Below are 16,270 nucleotides of genomic sequence, written 5' to 3' on the forward strand. Positions count from 1 at the left end.
TCCCCTCAGCCCAGACGGCGCGTAATGCGCCGCTCGATGGCGCGGTTGTATCCGGTGATGATGGCTACGTTCACGATCAGCAGGACGATGGCAATCGCGGCCCCCAGCGGCCAGTTCAGCGAACCGAGGAACTCGTCGTAAGCCGTGGTCGCGACCACTTTGAGGCGACGGCCACCAATCAGCGCCGGCGTTGCGAAGGCGCTCGCCGTCAACGCGAAGACGATCAGACTGCCGGAGAGAATGCCCGGCGTGATCTGTGGCAACACCACCCGCCACATCACCGTCGCACGCCCTGCCCCGAGCGAGCGCGCCGCATGCGCGACGGCCGGATCGAGCCGGGTGAGCGAGGTCCACACCGAGAGCACCATGAGCGGCACCAGCACATGCACCAGCGCCACCGTCACCGCGCCCATCGTGAAGAGCAGCTGCAAGGGATGTCCAATCAGCCCGAGCTTCAAGAGCACCGTGTTCACCAGCCCCTCGCGGCCCAGCAGGATCGACCAACCCAGCGTTCGCACAACGACCGAGATGAGCAGCGGCCCGAGCACGAGCACCAGGCAGAGCGAGCGCCACGGATCGCGCATGCGGAACAGGAAGTAAGCTTCGGGCACGCCGACCAGCACGCAGAGCACGGTCACGCCGACCGAGAGCAGCAAGGTGCGCAGGAAGATCTCGTAGAAATAACTGTCCGTGAGAATGTCGGCATAGTGCTGCAGCGAGATCGTCGGCAGCACGCCGCCCAGGTTCGCGTCGAAGCCATGCAGGCTCAACACGAACGTCAGGACGAGCGGTACCGCGAGCAGCACGAGGAAGTACAGCGTCGCCGGCATGACGAGCGCCCAGGCCGAGCGGCGCTGGCTGGCGATCTCCGGCGAAATTGCCGCCGTCGCTTTCATTTCCGGCATGGCCGATGCCTCCGGTGGCGTGGACGTCGCAGCACTCATGCCCCCTCCCGCACGAGACGCAAGGCATCGTCGGCCCAGTCCAGCCCCACCGCTTCGCCGTCGTTGGCTGCCACCACGCCATCGTTGGACACGAGCACACGCAGCTCGCCCAGGGCCGTCGATACGGTAAGCACCCAATGGTTGCCGTGGAAGCTGCGCTGGCCCACTCGGCCCGCGAGCCGCCCCGCCGTCGCCGACGTCAGGCGAATGCGTTCGGGCCGCAGACTGAATGTCGCCGGGCCATTGCCCTGCGCCGCCGATGCCTGCCCCGCATGCGCGGGCGACACGGCGAGCCGGTGCCCTTGTGCGTCGAGCACCGCCACGCCGCCGCGCACATCGAGTTGACCGGAGATGAGATTGGTCTGCCCGATGAAATGCGCGGCGAACGTGGCGCGCGGGTCTTCATAGACCTCATGTGGCGTATCGATGCGCACCACATGCCCAGCGTTGAGCAACACCACGCGATCGCTGATCGCAAGCGCCTCGGCCTGATCGTGCGTCACCATGACGGTCGTCGTGCCGACCTTGCGTTGAATCGCGCGCAACTCGTCCTGCATCTGCTCACGCAGCTTGGCGTCGAGATTCGAGAGCGGTTCGTCGAGCAACAGCACGGGCGGTGCGATCACCAGCGCCCGGGCCAACGCCACACGCTGACGCTGGCCGCCTGAGAGTTCGCGCGGATAACGCTGCGCGTGCTGGCCGAGATGCACCAGCTCCAGCGCGTCCTGCACGCGGCGCTGCTTCTGCCCGGGGTCCACGCGGCGCATGTCCAGACCGAACGCAACGTTCTGCGCCACGGTCATGTGGGGGAACAGCGCGTAGCTCTGGAACACGATCCCGAGTCCGCGCTTTTCCGGCGGTACCGGCGTGAGGTCGCGGCCCTCCAGCAGAATACGACCGCTGCTGGGGGCGACGAATCCGGCGATCATCTGCAACGTGGTGGTCTTGCCGCAGCCGGACGGGCCCAACAGGGAAATGAATTCGCCCTGTTCAATCGAAAGATCGACGCCCTCGACCGCGACGGTCTCACCGAAGCGCTTGCCGAGTTGCTCGAGACGCAAATATGGAGTGCTCATGACGCTTAGGGTCTCCGTGCGACTTAACGCTCGATCTGACGGTTCCAGCGCTGCGTCCACTCAGCACGCTTCGCGTTGACGACATCCCAGTCGACACGGATGAGCTTGTCGATCTGTGCGGGCGACGGCACACGTGCAGCCACCGCCATCGAGAGTTGCGTCTTCTTGTTCGACGGCGCAACGCCTGCACTTTCGGCAAGAATGGCCTGGGCCTGCGGCGAGAGAATCATTTGCACGAACTTCTGCGCCAGCGCTTCGTTGGCGGATTTGTCTACCACGCACATGCCCATGGCAAGCGCCACCGCCCCTTCCTTCGGATACACGAACTCGGCCGGAATGCCCTGTTGGCGCAACGCCTGAACGCGGCCGTTGCCCCACACGGCGATGGCGACCTCATCCGATTGGAACAGCTCGGCGATCTTGCCCGGCGACGGATCGAACGACAGCACGTTCGGCGCGATCTTCTCCATCGCGCGGAAGCCCGGTTCGATGTTGCTGTCGCTGCCGCCGTTGATCTTCGATTCGACCAGCAGCCCGTGCAGGCCATACGTGTTCTTGATGCTCGGCATCACGAGCCTGCCCTTGTACTTCGGATCCGACAGGTCCTGCCACGACGTCGGCGCAGGCCAGCCCTTCGCCTGGAACACGCGCGTGTTGTAGGCGATGCCTGTGGCGATCAGGCCGGCCGCCACGGCGTTGCCGCCCTTGAACTTCGCGATGTCGTACAGATCGTGATAGACGGGCGCGTCGGCGAGCTTGCCGCAAAAGCCCATCTGGAGGGCCTGGTACATGGGGCCGTCATCGAGGAAGACGACATCCATGCCGGCCTTGCCTTTTTGCGCCTGCAACTTCGCGAGGTTGGTCGTCGAATCGCCGGGCACGATCACCACCTTCGTGCCGGGGTTCGCCTGCTCGAAACTGGGAATGACGTCCTTCTTGAGCATCTGTTCAAACGAACCACCGTAAGCGCCGACGTACAACGTGGTGTCGGCGTAGGCAGCGCTGGCGCCGAATACCGTTCCGGCGACACCGACCGAAATGGCCGCGGCGCGGGCAAGCTTGCGAAGCGTTTGGGGAACGACAGTCTTCATCGATAAGCTCCTTGCGTGAAGTAGGGTTATGTGATGTTATGGCCCGGCAATTTCAAAAAACCCACAACCAGTTGCGTGGTTTACGTAGGTTCATTTTCGACGCAAGCACCGTCAAATCACATTTTTTCGCCCGCCCATACATAAATGTTATGGCGTGAGGGGGATGAGGTTCCCATGAAGATCCGGCAGTTGGAGGCATTTCGCGCGCTGATCCTGCGCCAGACGGTCACTCGGGCGGCGGACATGCTCCACGTTTCGCAACCGGCGGTCACACGTCTGATCAACGATCTCGAGGCGGATATAGGGTTTTCCTTATTCGACCGGAGCAACGGCCGACTGAACCCGACGCCCGAAGCGATGGTGCTGTTCGAGGAGGTTGAGCGTTCGTTTGCGGGCATCGATCGCATTGCGCAGACGGCCGAGCAGATCAAGTCGCTGCGGCGCGGTTCGCTGCATGTCGCTGGCGCTCCCGCGCTCGCGCTGGAGTTCCTGCCCACCACGATGACGGAGTTCATGCGCGAGCATCCGGGCATCAGCACGACGTTGCTGATTCACGCGTCGAGCATCGTTATCGATATGGTGGTCGGGCGGCGTTGCGATGTCGGGTTCATCGCGCACCCGATCACGCATGCCGGCGTGAACATTGAAACGCTGCACCGCGCCCCCATGCGTTGCATCCTGCCGCACGGACATCGACTCGCGGATCGCGACGTGATCCATCCTGAGGATTTGCGCGGCGAATCGTTCGTGTCGTACCCGAAGGAGTTCGATGGGCGGATGTATATCGACCAGATCTTTGCCGAGCGACGGATCGATCGGGTGATGAGCGCGGAGTCGCAACTGTCCGCGGCGATTTGCGTGCTTGTGCAGCACGGCGCGGGCGTGTCGATCATCGACCAGGTGACGGCCCGGTACGCGGCGGGACGCGTCATCGTCAAGCCGTTCGAGCCATCGGTCTTGTCGGGCTTCTCGCTGGTCACGTCGAACCAGCACCCGCCCTCGCAACTCGCGGAGGCCTTCGTCGAGTTCACGAAACAGCGCATGATCGAAGCGTTCGGCGATTGAGGGGTGGCAGGCATGTGCGGTTTGTCGGTCGACATCCCCTCTCAAATTCAGTAGGCCGATGCGTTTATCTGTTAAGAATTTCGTTTCTCAGCCGTAAACGACGGTTGGGCCTGAATACGCAAACATCCCCAATATACGAGGGGTGCCGTCGAATTCAGTGGCGCGATATTGACAGATCAGACAATGACCACCACCCGAGACGTTGTAGTTACTTCGCATTGCAGAATACCATCTCAGATTCACCTTACCGCTCTGGCGCTTGCCTCCACCGTTTTTGTCACCGGCTGCGCTACCACGCCCGGCACCCCGGGCGGGTACTTGAAAGAGACATTTGCCAGTGACGATCCGTGTGCGAACAATGCCCGCAACATCGGCGTGGCGGTTGGCACCATCGCGGGCGCCATTCTCGGCAACGTGGTTGCGCCGAAGAGCCGCACTGTCGGCACCCTAATCGGTGCAGGGCTTGGGGCTGGCGTGGGCGCCCTGATCGGCGCCGACATCGACCGTCGACGCTGCGAATTGGCAAAAGTTGCCAAAGCGCACAATCTCGAGATGACCGTCGTCACATTGCACGACAACTCGGCGCAAGCCGGCGCGACAGGTGGCAAGGACGCAGGACTGTCGGTCTCGCTCGTCGATCAGGAAACCCCGGGGCGCGGTCAGTTCGCCAGCGGATCCAGCACGTTGCAGCCCGAAGCGCGCGCCTACTTCGCCGAGATCGCAAGCCAATACGCCTACGCCCCGCAGGCGGCCACCCTGACGGCCAAAAGCTCAGCGGAAGATCGCGCGGCAGTCGAAGCGCTCAAGACCAAACGCATCCTGCTCATCGGGCACACCGACGACACCGGCAGCTCGGCGGTCAACGCTGATCTCTCGGAGAAGCGCGCCCGAGCGGTTGCCGACGTATTCAAGGCTGCCGGCATTCCGGATTCGCAACTGTTTTATCAAGGGGCAGGCGAAACGCTCCCGATCGCCGACAATCACGACGAAGCCGGCCGCGCTCGCAACCGCCGCGTGGAGATTGTCGATCTGATCGACCAGGCGACGTTCGAACGTTACCTCGCGGCGAGGCAGCCAAATATTGCCTACTACCGCGAAAAGCAGACGTCTACGAGTCCCGCAACTGCGCGCTCTGGCACCGGCTCGCCGTCGGCCGCGCCGCGCAGCGCACACGCTCCTAAGACGAAAGCAGAGGCCAAAATGGCGTCGGAAGCAGGGCAGCTCTTCGCCCATCGCGCCGACGCAGCAAGCACAGCGAAGGTCGCGTCGACCACACCGGCATCGGCGACGACAACCTCGGCCAGCAACACCGCCGCAGTTGCCTCAGTCAGTGCGGGACAGCTTGCAAAAGTGTCTCGCGCTCACTGGAATTTCGGTGGGAACCCAACGAGCGACACGCATGCTGGTTTCGAGCTGGGCAAGCTCGACGCGCCGTCGGGTTTCTCGTTCATCCAGCCGGCGATGGCGGCAGCTCCTATTGCCCGCTGTGATCGCGACCGCCCACGTGCGTCGAACGCCGTCAAGTCGCTGCGCAACGACCGGCCCATCGATACGGCAGAGTACATGCCCGGCCTGTACAACACGAGCTGGACGGACACCGTCAACGGCAACCTCGTTGCGTTGACGGGTGTCGCGGTCTTGCGGGACGGCGGCGCCCCCGCGCGCAAGCCCACGGTCTTCGTCTATCGCAACGCCGCAGGCGCGAGCCACGCAAAGCCCGACTTGCGCGTAGTGTCCGACGTCAACACGTACCGAGGCGACAAGGCAATTCTGTATCGCGTCTTTGTCAACACGGAAGACGTGCAGTGTCTCGACATCGTCATCGCCAATCGCACGCCTGATCGCGCCACCGGCTCCTGGCTGCGGTATGACCGCGATGGTGTCGGCTATTCGGCGGCATTCAATCCGACGATGGTTCGCACCAAATAAGAAGAAAGTCGACCAAACATCAACTCCTGGGGAAAACATGCTTCAATGGGCTAACAACAATTTGGCGACAATCTACAGCGCCATCTCACTGGTCATCGTGACGGCACTTTATCTCAGCCGGAAGTTCCAGATCGACTTCATGCTGATGAACTTCTGGTACGGCTTGCCCGTCGTCGGCAAGATCGCCCGGCTGTCCAAGGACTCCACGCGATATAGCAAGGATCAAACGTGGACCTTGTCGGAGCGCACGCTGTGCGACGCCTACAAACAATTCATCCACTACACGCCCGAGGCGGAATTCGAGAAGCGACTGACCTATCTGTCCAAAGCGCACGACCTCGGCCGCACGCCGACTCCTGCGTGGATGATGGGATTGCTTTTCATCCTGGTGCTTGCCGAAGGCCTCGGCTTCTCTTACATGCTCGGCACTTGGATGGCTGGCGAGGGTGGCAGCGAGAATGCCCGGCAGATGCTCATGTGGGCCATCGTCTTCGTCTTGTGCGTGATTTTCGTTTTCGTCATGCACAGCGCCGGACATCAGCTCTACAAGAGCAATCTGGTTCGCAGCGCCAACAACGACTGGCGCGCCACAGGACAGGAAGGCAAATTCGTCAGCAAGTCCATCAAGCTCAACGATCCGCAGCACATTGATGACGACGAGCCGGAATACACCCAATGCGTGAATCGGGTCGGCCCCAAGAGCAGCTATGTGCTGGTCGCTGCCGCCGTCGTCATCATCGTGGTGGTCTCCTTTATTTCGACCTACATGCGCGTCAAACATCTCGATGCCGAACGCACTGCACAAACGGCCTTGATGGAGCCGGCGACCGAGAGCGCGGGCAGCAATCCGTTTGAAAAGCTGGGGCAAAGCCTGCCCGCCGAGATCGTGGAAGGCCAGGCCAAGGCCGACGCCAAAGCCGCCGCCGACGGGCACGCCGCGTACAAAGACGAAGGCATGGCGGCGTTCCTGATGCTCGCCTTCATCTTCGCGGTGACCCAACTCGTGGGCATCACTGCGGGCTATCGCTGGGGTTTCGCTGGCCGGGAGAGCAAGGCGGCATTCAAGGGCACGCGCGGCTTCTCGACCTACGACGACTATCAGGCATTCTTCACGCCGATGATTCAGGTCGCGCAGTCGAAGCTCCAAGCACTCCAGCAGAAGATGAGCGAACGCAGCGCCAACGAAGGCCTGAAACTTCGCCATACATTTGACGACTATCTGGTGGCCTTCGAACAGAAAGGCCGCCGCGGCAATACGCCCAAGCAAGACGTCGCAGGCGTCGTAGACAGCATCGACATCACCACGCAAGCGTCGATAGACGACCTGCTATTGCAGATCGACCAGTTAGCAGCCGCATCGCGTCGCGACGAAGCGATTGCGTTGATCCAGCGTCAGTCGGACGACGTGCGCGCCGAGCTGACGCTTCGATTGGGTGAGCGAAAAGCCGCCAAGGAAGCGGCTGAGCGCGCCGAACGCGAAGCCAAGGCTAGCGAGAAGGCCGCCGCCGAACGTGCCGAACTCGACAACCTGCTTTGAGGACACCGACATGCTAACTTCTGCTTTGCGTCTAATCAGATGCGTGGCGAGCTTGAGTCTGCTCGCCCTGGCGTGCCAAGCGCACGCGCAGTCTGGCGAGATTCCCAGTTGCTACTCGGCCAACCAACTCCCGCTACCGGCGAATTCGGTCAAGCGCGAGCTGTTCGTCGTGATCGACCAGACGACCGTGCTCGATGCAGCACTCACCCACTCATTGGGTCGGCAGCTGCAACCACTTGTCGTTCCCGGCACGCGCTTTCGGATCTTCAGTTTCTCTGCGTTTTCGCAGGGGAGATATCTTCAGCCGCTGGGCGGCGGTACCCTCGAACCGCCGCTGGTGGACGCATCGGTGCGCAACGCCACGGCCGTGGGCAAACTCAAGGCACTCGACGCTTGTTTGACGTCACAGTGGGCTTATGGCACCAAGCTCGCCGCAAAGGCGGTTGGTGAAGCGCTCGCGGGTAGCACCGACACCCTGGCCAAATCCGATGTGCTCAGCAGTCTGGCCGCCGTATCAAATGCGATTCGCGATGAGGCGACCGGGGCGAGCAAAACCGTGCTGGTCGTGTCCGACATGCTGGAGAACTCCTCGATCACCAGCTTCTATGCCAAGGATCGGATGCGCCAGATTAACCCCGTTGAGGAGGCTCGCAAGGTCGAAAAGGCAAATGTGCAGGCAGACTTTGGCGGTGCCGACGTCTATGTGATGGGCGCAGGCATCGTCCCCGAGTTGCCCCGCGGCGGCAAAGGGGCCCTCAACTATCGGACGCCGCAGGCGCTCGAGGCCCTTCACACCTTCTGGGAAGGTTTCTTCGATCGAAGCCATGCAAGGCTGGTGGCGTTCGGCATGCCCGCACTGCTGACGCAGATCAAGTAATCGCGGACGCCCGTTCGTGTGCGACGGCTGCCCCATTCGGCAGCCGTTTGCGCCACCGATGTCTCCCGAGTCTATTCGACCGTGGACGAAGATGTTGCACGCCACTGAATAGCTACAACAATTTGCAATAATTCCATATTTCCACTACATTCGAAACATGGAAACCAATACCGCGCTCGAAGCGCTTGCCGCACTCGCCCACGCCGTTCGCCTGACGGTGTTCCGCCTTCTGATGCAGGCCGGCCCCGAGGGCCTGCCCGCCGGGCGCATCGCGGAACTCTTGGACATGCCCGCCTCGTCGCTGTCGTTCCACCTCAAGGAACTGCATCGCGCCAAGCTGCTCGCCAGCCGCCAGGAGGGTCGCTCGATCATCTACATGGCGCACTTTGAAACCATGAACGCGCTGCTCGGCTACCTCACGCAGAACTGCTGCGGCGGTGTCCCCTGCACGCCCGCCTCGTTCTGCAACGTCGTTGCGGAGTCCAACCAATGAGTGCCTCACCCAAAGCCGCGCCCGCGCTGCAACCCCCGAGCATCAGCTTCTTCGAGCGGTATCTGACCGCCTGGGTCGCGCTATGCATCATCGCGGGCATCTTGCTCGGTCAATGGCTACCCGGCCTTTTCCACGCCATCGGCGGTATGGAAGTCGCGCAGGTCAACCTGCCCGTGGGTCTGCTCATCTGGGTGATGATCATCCCGATGCTGATCAAGATCGACTTCAGCGCGATGGGCCAGGTCGCCGGCCATTGGCGAGGCATCGGCGTCACGCTGTTCGTGAACTGGCTCGTCAAGCCATTCTCGATGGCGCTGCTGGGGTGGATCTTCGTGCGCCATGTGTTTGCCGCATGGCTGCCCGCCGACCAACTCGACAGCTACCTTGCCGGCCTGATCCTTCTGGCCGCCGCGCCCTGCACCGCCATGGTCTTTGTCTGGTCCCAGCTCTGCAAGGGCGATCCCTACTTCACGCTCTCTCAAGTAGCCCTCAACGACACCATCATGGTCGTGGCCTTCGCCCCGGTCGTCGGCCTGCTGCTCGGGTTGTCGTCGATTTCCGTCCCCTGGGATACGCTCATCACTTCGGTCGCGCTTTACATCGTCGCCCCGGTCGTGATCGCACAAGCCATCCGACGCGCCTTGCTGGCCCAAGGAGAAGCGACGTATCAACGTGTTGTCGGGGCATTGGGACCCTACGCCATCACGGCGCTGCTCGCCACGCTCGTGCTGCTCTTCGGGTTCCAGGGCAATGCCATCGTCGAGCAACCACTGATCATCCTGCTGCTGGCCGTCCCGATCCTCATTCAGGTGCTGCTCAACTCAGGTCTGGCGTACTTACTCAACCGCAAGCTCGGTGTGGCGCACTGCGTCGCCGGCCCGTCAGCACTGATAGGCGCCAGCAACTTCTTCGAGCTGGCGGTCGCCACCGCCATCAGCCTCTTCGGCTTTCAGTCGGGCGCAGCACTCGCCACGGTCGTCGGCGTACTGATCGAGGTGCCCGTGATGCTGCTCGTGGTCGGGGTCGTCAATCGCTCGCGGCACTGGTACGAATCGAAATAAGGAAGCGTCATGTCCGTCACCATCTATCACAACCCGGCCTGTGGCACGTCGCGCAATACGTTGGCGCTCATCCGCAACGCAGACATCGAACCCACGGTCATCGAATACCTGAGTGCCCCTCCGACGCGCGAGGTACTGCAAAGCCTGATTCGCGACGCCGGACTCACCGTGCGCGAAGCGCTCCGGGAGAATGGCACGCCCTATGCAGAACTGGGCCTCGCCGATCCGGCCCTCACAGACGACCAGCTTCTCGACGCCATGCTCGCGCACCCGATCCTGATCAACCGCCCGTTCGTCGTCACGCCGCTGGGCGTGCGGCTGTGCCGCCCCTCTGAAGTCGTGCTCGATATCCTGCCCTCGCCGCAAAAGGGGGCCTTCACGAAAGAGGATGGCGAGGCCGTCGTCGACGCCAGCGGACAGCGAGTGAAATGAGCGCCACGCTGCCCAACGTCAGTAGCGCGGTGCTCGACCTGCCGGATCTTCGCAAACTCGAGCCCCGAAGCGTCAGCCCCCACCCTCCCCGCATCCTGTTGCTCTACGGTTCGTTGCGTGAGACGTCGTACAGCCGGTTGCTGGTGCAGGAAGCCGAGCGCCTGCTGCAGCACTTCGGGGCCGAAACGCGCATCTTCGATCCCAAGGGGTTGCCCTTGGCCGATAGCGTGCCGGCCGATCATCCGAAGGTCGTCGAACTTCGCAAGCTCTCGGCGTGGTCGGAAGGCCAGGTATGGTGCAGCCCGGAGCGCCATGGCACGCTAAGCGCCGTCTTCAAGAACCAGATCGACTGGCTGCCGCTGGAGATCGGCAGCCTTCGGCCAACACAGGGGCGCACGCTCGCCGTGATGCAGGTCTGCGGCGGCTCGCAATCCTTCAACGCGGTCAACGCGCTGCGCATACTCGGCCGGTGGATGCGCATGGTGACGATCCCTAACCAGTCCTCGGTTGCCAAGGCTTATCAGGAATTCGATACGACGGGCCGCATGAAGCCATCGTCCTACTATGATCGGGTCGTCGACGTGATGGAAGAACTGTACAAGTTCACCCTTCTGGTCAGGGATCGCACCGAATACCTCACGGACCGGTATAGCGAGCGCAAGGACGCAGCCCCAGCCACCGCGACGGCACTCGCCGCGGCCGCCATGTCTCATGAGCGAGACGCGCAGATCGGCGACACCGACAGCGGCGAAGTCGAATGAGCGACGTCGAGCCAGCCGCGAACGATGGGGTCAAGCCATCCCGCACTGCGTAAGCAATGCCCGCGCCTGTGCGCCCAGATCTTGCGCCGTCGGATGAAACGGAAACGGGAGGGCGTTGCGCACCCCCTGCAACATCTTGCGCGAGCTTCGCGAATACGCCGGATCGTAGTGCCGGGTAATGAGCACCTCCGAGAGTTCGCGTTGCCGCCCCTCGTCGAGCAACGTCAGCCATTGGTCGATGACCGCCCGTCCATGCAGCGGTACCAGCCGGAGAAGCTGCGTGCGAAAGTCTTCCGGCCGCGCCAGCAAATGGCCGTACTCCTGCATCAACAGGTCGACCCGCGCGTCGAGCGCCACGCGAACCTCGACACACATCGTGGCCCCGCGCAGCGACGACATCAACGACTCGGGCAGCGTAATCAGTCCGATCCGGCGGCTCTCCGCTTCGACGAACACTGGCCGCGTCGGATCGAGCCCGCGCAACGCGCCGATCAGCGAGGTATCGAACGCCTTTTGCGACGGCTGCGCAACGCCCGGCATTGCCCCAAGCAGTGACCCGCGATGCTTCGCCAGCGCCTCGAGATCGAGCGTTTGGGCACCCACGTCGGCCAGCGCGTGCAGCAGACGGGTCTTGCCGCTGCCCGTGTGCCCGGCCAGCACGATGTAATCGAGCGTCGAGGGCAGCGTGCCGAGCGACGACACAACGTCGCGCCGGTACGCCTTGTACCCGCCGTCGAGCTGGCGCGCACGCCAGCCGATCATGTTCATGATGAGAGTCATCGACTCCGATCGCTTGCCGCCCCGCCAACAATAGATGAGCGGCCGCCAATTGCGCGGCCGGTCGGCGAACGTCGTATCGAGATGGGCGGCGATGTTGCGCGCCACCATGGCGGCCCCCACGCGCGAGGCATCGAACGGCGATACCTGCTTGTACATCGTACCGACGATGACGCGCTCCTCATTGCTGAGCACCGGCGCGTTGATCGCCCCGGGAATGTGGTCGTCGGCAAATTCGAGCGGTGTGCGAACGTCAATGATGTCATCGAAGTCGCCCGCGCTTTCCAGGGAAACGCGCATCGGGTTCATCGTGCCCCCGCCGCCAGTTGCCCGCAGTGCTGACCGTATGGGGTGCGCGATGTCGCCTGCGCACGCACGGCCTCGTCCAGGCCGGCGCGCACTTTCGAGGCGCGATCGATGATGTGTGTGGCGGCGTCTGCGTCGCCCGCGCCCCCCAGGGCCAGCGCGTAGTCGTCGAGCACCTCGGCGTAAGCGAACGGCACCTTGCGGGCCAGCTCCATGCGATCGAGCGCGTCCAGCGCCCGGCTGAAGTACTTCACCGACGCTGCGTACTGCCGCTGAACCAGCGACAGTCGCGCCAACTCGATCAACGCCGGATACCGGTAGTGCCCGGTGAGGATATCGAGATCGTACGCAAGGCTCAGCTCGCGTTCGGCTTCGGGGTAGTAGCAGGTCACCCCCAGCGCCCGGCCATAGTCGAAGTGCATGGCCGCGCGATGCGACGCCGGCCAGCCCGACTGGTCAGCCACAAGCACCGCCTGCCCGAAGGCCCGGCGTGCGCCGTCCCAGTCGCCGCGCACCTCGGCCGCGCCCCCCAGCGCAGCGTAGTCGGGACCGGACGGCTTGCGCTCGGGGACACTACACCCGGCCACGCTCAACAGGCCGCTGAGCGCGCATCCCATCACCCACCCCGTTGAAAATCGAATCATTTGAAGAAAACACTGCCGGAAAATCATTCCTCGCGGGACACCCCCGTCCCGCGCTCGCCCGACAGGATACCGCGTCGCACCTGAACGCCCCAACGCTGGCGTCCGGTCAGGAAGTGCCCCCAGCCCAGCGCGGCGCCCGTGTGTCGCATCAGTTGGAACGAAAACGGCTCCAATACTGCCGCGACAAGCGCCCATCCGAAGCTCGTACCGGTGTTGTGTCCGGTCCAGCGGCGGTACGCATGCACCGACCAGAGATGAAAGCCGAGATCGATGCCGATCTTGCCGAGAATGATGCCCGAGACCGGCAGCAGCACGCCGACATGACCGTCGAAGGCGAACGAGACGAGCAGCGCGAACGCGGTGAGCCCGTAGATCGGCTGAAGCGTATCGAATGCCTTTACCGGCAACATCCAGCGTCCGAGATTGCCATAGCGGCCGTTGCCGACCATATCGCGATACCAGTATTGCGTCTGGAGAAACCCCGCAAACCAGCGGCGACGCTGACGCAGGAAGCTCGTGAGCGTGCTCGGCGCATCGGTGATCGCTTGCGCACCGCCCACCACGCGCACCTCCCATCCAAGCCCATGCGTGACCGAATAGCGACGCAGGCGATGGATCAGTTCGTAGTCCTCGACAAGACAAGCCGGATCGAATCCGCCAACGGCCAGTACCGCCTCGCGCCGGAAACACGCGAACGCGCCCGAAATCAGCAGCAGGCCGTCGGCGTGCATCCAGGCATAACGCGAGATGAAGTTTCGGATGTACTCGTACGTCTGGAAAAGCTGTAACACGCGCGCGCTCGCCGTGCGGCCGCACACCGGCGTGAGCACGCCAGTCGCGGCCACGAGCCCGGGTCGACGCGCGAACGCGGCGTGCATCGCGGCGCACGCCTCGGCGTCGAGCAACGTGTCGGCGTCGACCGTCATCACGATGTCCGTATCGATATCCACAAGCGCCGCGTTGAGCGCACGCGCCTTGCCCCCGTGCGGCACGCGCAGCCATTGCAGATTCGGGTAGCGCGCACTCGGTGCGCTCAGCCCGCCTTCGCCGGGGTCGATGAGCCCATACTCGCCCGTGAGCAATGCGAACGTGCCATCGCGCGAGCCGTCGTCGGCGATGACAATGGCGTCCGGGACCCGTCGCCCCGTCATCAGCGCGCGCAACGTGACCGGCAACGCCGCCGCCTCGTTGTGCGCCGCGACCACCACGCCGAGCGTCAATCGAACGGCGGCGCCTTCATGACCTGCGTCAGAGGAAGTCTCGTCGGGGTCGGGGCGCATCAGACGCCACGCTTGCCAGAATACGAATGCCAGCAGCACCGTGTCGTACGCGACATAGGCGACCCCGGTGCCCCACGCGAACACGCCCTTGAGAAAGAATGCCTGCGCGAACAACAGACACCACAGCGCTGCCACGCCCGTATGCACCAGCCAACTCGCCAGCGGCGTCGGCGGTCGCGTGAAGCGCGGTGAGTGAAGCTCGCGGGCCACTTCGAGCCGCGACGCCTTCCCCGTTGTTTCCGCGCTCACGGCAGCATCCGGCCAAGCACCGGGTGGCGGTCGATCCACTGATGCTTGAGCGCCCCGCCAATGTGCAACGCCAGAAGCACGTACAAGACATAAGCACAGTAGGTATGGACGTTACCCAGCAAGGTGTGCCAGTAGTCCTTGCTCGCATCGCTCAACGCCATCAGAAAACCCATGCGCGGGAACGGCACGATGCCGAACAGCACCAGCGGATGGGTCGAGGCGGCGACCCACGCCGAATCGTGCGCCCAGCCCGTGAGCGGCAGCACGACGATCAAGACATAAAGCAGCCAATGCGCGAGATGCGCCGCCGTGCGCTCCCATGATGCAAACACGTGCGAGAGCGCGGGCGGACGATGTGTCGCGCGCCACAGCACGCGCAGAATCGCGAGCCCCAGCACGGTAATTCCGATGGACTTGTGCAGATCGATCCAGAAGCGCACGTCGATTTTTTCGAGCGTGGCGTCGGACAGCAAGGCAATCGTCTGGCCGATCGCGATGTTGCCGAGCATCAGCAAGGCGACCGCCCAGTGCAACACCATCGCCACACGGGTGTACTTGGCGTCGTCGTGCAAGGCCACGCCGCTCGGGGGGGCAGACACGGACGTCGCGGAGGGGGGCTGAGAATTCACGTCGGTGATCCTGAAAATACAGAAGAGGATGATTACATAACGCCAATGGAATCGCGCTTATTCCTGAAGTTCCCTCGAAAAACGTGTTACACGGGATTACACGCTGCGCGCGGGTGTACGAGATAAAAACATCTGACGGTCGATATTACGCCTTGGATCGCCTCGGGGCTGCCTTGCGAGGCCGGTGCAAAACCGCGATGATCGGGCTTGCGTGCGCGGCGTGAGCGGAGCTGCGCCCCCCCCTACAGGAGACACACCATGTCACGTAGCACCGCCGAAAAACGCGTCGCGTTTCGCGAACTCCACCTCGCCGGTTGCTTTGTCATCCCGAACCCCTGGGACGCCGGCAGCGCGAGGTATCTCGAACACGCGGGCTTCAAGGCGATTGCCTCGACCAGCTCGGGCTTCGCCTGGTCGACCGGGCAACCCGACAATGGCGTGACACGCGACACCGTACTCGCGCATTTGCGCACGCTCGTCGACGCCACCGATCTGCCCGTCAATGCCGACTTCGAAAGCGGCTTCGGCAGCACGCCGGACGAAGTCGCGCACAGCGTCAAGATGGCCGTGGCAACAGGCGTCGCCGGCTTGTCGATCGAAGACTCGACGGGCGACGTCAACGCGCCGCTCTTCCCGCTCGACGAAGCCGTCGCGCGCATGAAAGCCGCGCGCCGAGCGATCGACGAGACGGGCGGCGACACCCTCCTCATCGGTCGTGCAGAGAATTTCTTCGCGGGCGTGCCCGATCTCGACGACGCCATTGCACGCCTTCAAGCCTATGCAGAGGCAGGTGCCGACTGCCTCTACGCACCGGGCATTCAATCGGTCGAGCAAATCCGGGCCGTCGTCACGGCCGTGGCGCCCAAACCGGTGAACGTGCTGATTGGCGCGACGTCGCCGATGACATTGCAGGCGCTTGCCGAACTTGGCGTGCGGCGCGTAAGCGTGGGCGGTGCACTGGCTCGCGCGGCATGGGGAGGCTTCATGCACGCCGCGCAGGCGCTCGCCCAAGGGCGCTTCGACGGGTTCGACGGCGCCACCAGCGGCGCCACGCTCAACGGTCTGTTCCGGCAGGGCGTGTGACGTGTGATGCTTCTGGCGCACAGCCACGGTGCCATT

At 63.4% G+C, this 16,270-nt stretch carries 16 protein-coding genes; 9 read left to right on the forward strand and 7 right to left on the reverse strand.

Annotated elements, in window-relative coordinates; all coding sequences use genetic code 11:
• Positions 1-5 precede the first annotated feature (5 nt).
• The 3 genes from OYT13_RS15055 to OYT13_RS15065 are packed head-to-tail and all read right to left on the reverse strand — an operon-like array spanning position 6 to position 3,111.
• The gene (locus OYT13_RS15055) at positions 6-944 is read right to left on the reverse strand and encodes an ABC transporter permease (RefSeq protein WP_026131846.1); all 939 of its coding nucleotides are present in this window, start codon (positions 942-944) and stop codon (positions 6-8) included.
• Positions 941-2,020 carry an ABC transporter ATP-binding protein gene (locus OYT13_RS15060; protein WP_017233414.1) on the reverse strand — a complete coding sequence of 360 codons (1,080 nt, stop codon included), beginning with the start codon at positions 2,018-2,020 and terminating at the stop codon, positions 941-943. The genes OYT13_RS15055 and OYT13_RS15060 overlap by 4 nt, the downstream gene beginning before the upstream one ends.
• 23 nt (positions 2,021-2,043) lie before the next feature.
• Positions 2,044-3,111, reverse strand: coding sequence for an ABC transporter substrate-binding protein (locus tag OYT13_RS15065; RefSeq protein WP_017233413.1), 1,068 nt, complete (start codon positions 3,109-3,111; stop codon positions 2,044-2,046).
• A 174-nt stretch (positions 3,112-3,285) separates the two neighbouring features.
• On the opposite strand from OYT13_RS15065, the gene OYT13_RS15070 reads away from it, so the two are divergent.
• From OYT13_RS15070 to arsH, 8 genes are all read left to right on the forward strand, one after another.
• Positions 3,286-4,176: a LysR substrate-binding domain-containing protein gene (locus OYT13_RS15070; protein ID WP_268566504.1), complete on the forward strand. Its 891-nt coding sequence runs from the start codon at positions 3,286-3,288 to the stop codon at positions 4,174-4,176.
• A 318-nt stretch (positions 4,177-4,494) separates the two neighbouring features.
• Positions 4,495-6,105: an OmpA family protein gene (locus tag OYT13_RS15075; RefSeq protein WP_268566505.1), complete on the forward strand. Its 1,611-nt coding sequence runs from the start codon at positions 4,495-4,497 to the stop codon at positions 6,103-6,105.
• Positions 6,106-6,142: 37 nt separating this feature from the next.
• Positions 6,143-7,642: a hypothetical protein gene (locus tag OYT13_RS15080; RefSeq protein ID WP_268566506.1), complete on the forward strand. Its 1,500-nt coding sequence runs from the start codon at positions 6,143-6,145 to the stop codon at positions 7,640-7,642.
• Between the two features lie 43 nt (positions 7,643-7,685).
• Positions 7,686-8,519 (forward strand): hypothetical protein, encoded by an 834-nt coding sequence (locus OYT13_RS15085; RefSeq protein ID WP_442796496.1) that lies wholly within the window; start codon positions 7,686-7,688, stop codon positions 8,517-8,519.
• A gap of 157 nt (positions 8,520-8,676) precedes the next feature.
• Complete coding sequence (locus OYT13_RS15090) at positions 8,677-9,012, forward strand: ArsR/SmtB family transcription factor (RefSeq protein ID WP_268566508.1); 336 nt, start codon at positions 8,677-8,679, stop codon at positions 9,010-9,012.
• Positions 9,009-10,073 carry an ACR3 family arsenite efflux transporter gene (gene arsB / locus OYT13_RS15095; RefSeq protein ID WP_017233410.1) on the forward strand — a complete coding sequence of 355 codons (1,065 nt, stop codon included), beginning with the start codon at positions 9,009-9,011 and terminating at the stop codon, positions 10,071-10,073. The genes OYT13_RS15090 and arsB overlap by 4 nt, the downstream gene beginning before the upstream one ends.
• Before the next feature lie 9 nt (positions 10,074-10,082).
• Positions 10,083-10,505 (forward strand): arsenate reductase (glutaredoxin), encoded by a 423-nt coding sequence (gene arsC, locus OYT13_RS15100; RefSeq protein ID WP_261938340.1) that lies wholly within the window; start codon positions 10,083-10,085, stop codon positions 10,503-10,505.
• Complete coding sequence (gene arsH / locus OYT13_RS15105; protein ID WP_017233408.1) at positions 10,502-11,266, forward strand: arsenical resistance protein ArsH; 765 nt, start codon at positions 10,502-10,504, stop codon at positions 11,264-11,266. Before arsC ends, arsH begins: the two co-directional genes overlap by 4 nt.
• 30 nt (positions 11,267-11,296) lie before the next feature.
• On the opposite strand, the gene mnmH is transcribed toward arsH, so the two are convergent.
• From mnmH to OYT13_RS15125, 4 genes are read right to left on the reverse strand one after another with little or no spacing between them, the layout of a single operon-like run.
• The gene (gene mnmH, locus OYT13_RS15110; RefSeq protein ID WP_261938339.1) at positions 11,297-12,352 is read right to left on the reverse strand and encodes a tRNA 2-selenouridine(34) synthase MnmH; all 1,056 of its coding nucleotides are present in this window, start codon (positions 12,350-12,352) and stop codon (positions 11,297-11,299) included.
• On the reverse strand, positions 12,349-12,993 hold the full coding sequence (locus OYT13_RS15115; protein ID WP_017233406.1) for a tetratricopeptide repeat protein: 645 nt from the start codon (positions 12,991-12,993) through the stop codon (positions 12,349-12,351). Before OYT13_RS15115 ends, mnmH begins: the two co-directional genes overlap by 4 nt.
• 23 nt (positions 12,994-13,016) lie before the next feature.
• Positions 13,017-14,522, reverse strand: coding sequence for a glycosyltransferase family 2 protein (locus OYT13_RS15120; RefSeq protein WP_017233405.1), 1,506 nt, complete (start codon positions 14,520-14,522; stop codon positions 13,017-13,019).
• Positions 14,519-15,061: a cytochrome b gene (locus OYT13_RS15125; protein ID WP_157211427.1), complete on the reverse strand. Its 543-nt coding sequence runs from the start codon at positions 15,059-15,061 to the stop codon at positions 14,519-14,521. Before OYT13_RS15125 ends, OYT13_RS15120 begins: the two co-directional genes overlap by 4 nt.
• Before the next feature lie 348 nt (positions 15,062-15,409).
• Here OYT13_RS15125 and OYT13_RS15130 point away from each other — a divergent pair, with 348 nt between their 5' ends.
• Complete coding sequence (locus OYT13_RS15130; protein WP_268566509.1) at positions 15,410-16,234, forward strand: isocitrate lyase/PEP mutase family protein; 825 nt, start codon at positions 15,410-15,412, stop codon at positions 16,232-16,234.
• Positions 16,235-16,270 lie beyond the last annotated feature (36 nt).

This window comes from Pandoraea sp. XJJ-1, from assembly GCF_026802345.1.
GTDB lineage: Bacteria > Pseudomonadota > Gammaproteobacteria > Burkholderiales > Burkholderiaceae > Pandoraea > Pandoraea cepalis.